General features: G+C 54.7%; 2 protein-coding genes. One reads left to right on the top strand and one right to left on the bottom strand.

What is annotated here, in order from left to right:
• Window positions 1–239 precede the first annotated feature (239 nt).
• Window positions 240–920, bottom strand: coding sequence for a glycosyltransferase (locus F0155_RS23020; protein WP_204934615.1), 681 nt, complete (start codon window positions 918–920; stop codon window positions 240–242).
• Window positions 921–1359: 439 nt separating this feature from the next.
• On the opposite strand from F0155_RS23020, the gene rfbC reads away from it, so the two are divergent.
• Entirely contained in the window at window positions 1360–1905 is a 546-nt protein-coding gene (rfbC, locus tag F0155_RS23015) for a dTDP-4-dehydrorhamnose 3,5-epimerase (protein WP_150526905.1), read from the top strand.
• Window positions 1906–2170: the final 265 nt, after the last annotated feature.

The following is a 2170-nucleotide window of genomic DNA, read 5'->3' as shown; positions in this document are numbered from 1 at the left end:
AATTGCGCCTAACGGAAGGCCTCATGCGCCCCGCGCGCAAGTTTGCAACAGAGCCTCCGGGCGCGCGTCTTGTGACGAAGCGCCACCAAAAACGGCGCTAGCCAACGTTCAAGATCACCCCGCCAATTCCTATCCATGACCGACACCTTCCAAAGCCGGTCTCCTATGAATCACCGAAAACCCTTCCAGGGAATCCTCAAAAATCAAAACTCACATAAATCTGCCAAAGTAGTGCTAAGCTAGCTTACACCACGACGATAGCGCCACAGAAAGCGGCTCAGACTAATGAGATGCCAGCGAAGGTGCGTTAGGTTGCGGTGGCTCGCGCGCTGCGCTTGGTGACGTGCAGATACCGTGAGATCGACTAGAACCGCTCTGCCACGTTGGCGCAGGCGGGCGCACAAATCCACATCTTCGTAGTAGAGAAAATAACTCTCGTCGAAGCCGTCGACTGCAACAAAGTCACGGGTATCCACCAGCATGAACATGCCTGCCACCCAGTCGGGTGCCACGAACTCCGCATGCTCGTCATATGGAAATCGCCCTTCTTGGCAGAACAGCGCTTTGGCGGTGAGCGAAGCCACCGTAGGAAAGGAGCGGAAGCTGTCCTCTGTTTGCCCCGATGCGCCAAGGATACGCGGCGCAACGAGCGCCGCCCCCTGTTGCTGCAGAATTTCGACTAGCTGCGGAAACGGATCTTCGATTAGCTCGATGTCGGGATTGAGCACACAGAACCATCGCTCGCGACAGTGTCGAAAGGCTGCGTTGTGATTAGCACCAAAGCCAGCCGGTTGTTGATTTTCTACCACCGTTAACCGTGGATCGACCGGCAGCGCAAGCAGCTCTGGAACGTTGCGCGTCACCACAACTTGCGTGACACTCGGCAGCCGTAGTAGCGTTGCAACCAATTCTGTGACCATGACACCGTGGCCATGGCTGACCACAGAGACACAGATCAAATCTCGTCCTCCCGACCACTCGCTCCACTATGCATAAAGCGGACTGTTCAAAGCTACCGCACTGTCGGTGAAATAATCCCCTCCGACAATCATCATTTTGCTTAGGTCAAGCGCCTCTAACACGTTCAAAGACTGAACGCAACTTGTCTCGACCACGGGCAACCCGTCTTCTGGTACTTTCAAGCAACTTGACATGCACCCATTTTCTGACAGAACACAAGCACAGGGACGCCGACCAGCGTAGAGCCAGCAGTAGGCAGGGCACTAAACACATCTTGCCTAATAGGGTTGTGCCGTCTAGTGTGCGCCGCGACAGGAACTGGCCGTTGGATTGCTGCGCCGCAGTTTCGTTCTTCATTGACCCGCCTACTCTACCGACGCTATCTCCCGGAAGCTAAAAATGGTCGAAACCTGTTTCATCGAAGGGTTGTTCATCGTAATGCCCAAAAAATTCTGTGACGATCGCGGTTTTTTCTCTGAGACTTACAATCGCCAAGCATTGGCCGAGGCCGGATTCGACAAGGAATTTGTCCAGGACAACCATTCATTGTCTCGTGAAGTCGGCGTTCTGCGCGGCTTGCATTTTCAGAGCCCACCCTACGCCCAGGACAAACTGGTACGGGTACTCAAAGGTGCGATCTTCGACGTTGCCGTCGACTTGCGCCGCAGCTCGCCGACCTACGGCAAGCATTTTGCAATCGAATTGTCAGCCGATAACTGGCTGCAGCTGCTGGTGCCGATTGGCTTCGCCCACGGTTTCTGTACGTTGGTGCCGGACACCGAGGTCTCCTATAAGGTCACTAACCGCTATGCCCCCGAAAACGATAGTGGACTAATTTGGAACGACGCCGATCTTGCGATAAACTGGCCACTCACAACACCGCCGGTGCTGTCGTCAAAGGACGCGAGTTTACCACGTTTCTGTGATTTCGATTCGCCATTTTGAAGCATCCGGGTCACAGAGTATTGAACTGATGCGGTGGATGCCCCCCTGTTTTGCAAGCGGGGTCTTCGATCGGACGTGTGTCAGGCCTCGCGATGTGGCCTTCTATGACGCCACGGGCCGGTATGCTGTTCGGAAGGCTGGGTTCACATCGGTTCAGAGAGCTGCAAGCGCTCGGGCCCAGGTCTGAATTTCCCTGCATTGAACTTCGAAGGGCATTGCCATTTGTGGACAGCTCCGTTTTTGCAAGGGTTTTCTTTGTGCTTCA

This window comes from Roseibium sediminis, assembly GCF_008711325.1.
Taxonomy (GTDB): Bacteria; Pseudomonadota; Alphaproteobacteria; order Rhizobiales; family Stappiaceae; genus Roseibium; species Roseibium sediminis.
This window is presented reverse-complemented; position numbering and strand designations above follow the sequence as displayed.

Bases quoted from the DNA above. Each gene is read 5' to 3' on its own strand.
- F0155_RS23020 (WP_204934615.1), bottom strand. From the start codon at position 920: ATGGTCACAGAATTGGTTGCAACGCTACTACGGCTGCCGAGTGTCACG.
- rfbC (WP_150526905.1), top strand. From the start codon at position 1,360: ATGGTCGAAACCTGTTTCATCGAAGGGTTGTTCATCGTAATGCCCAAA.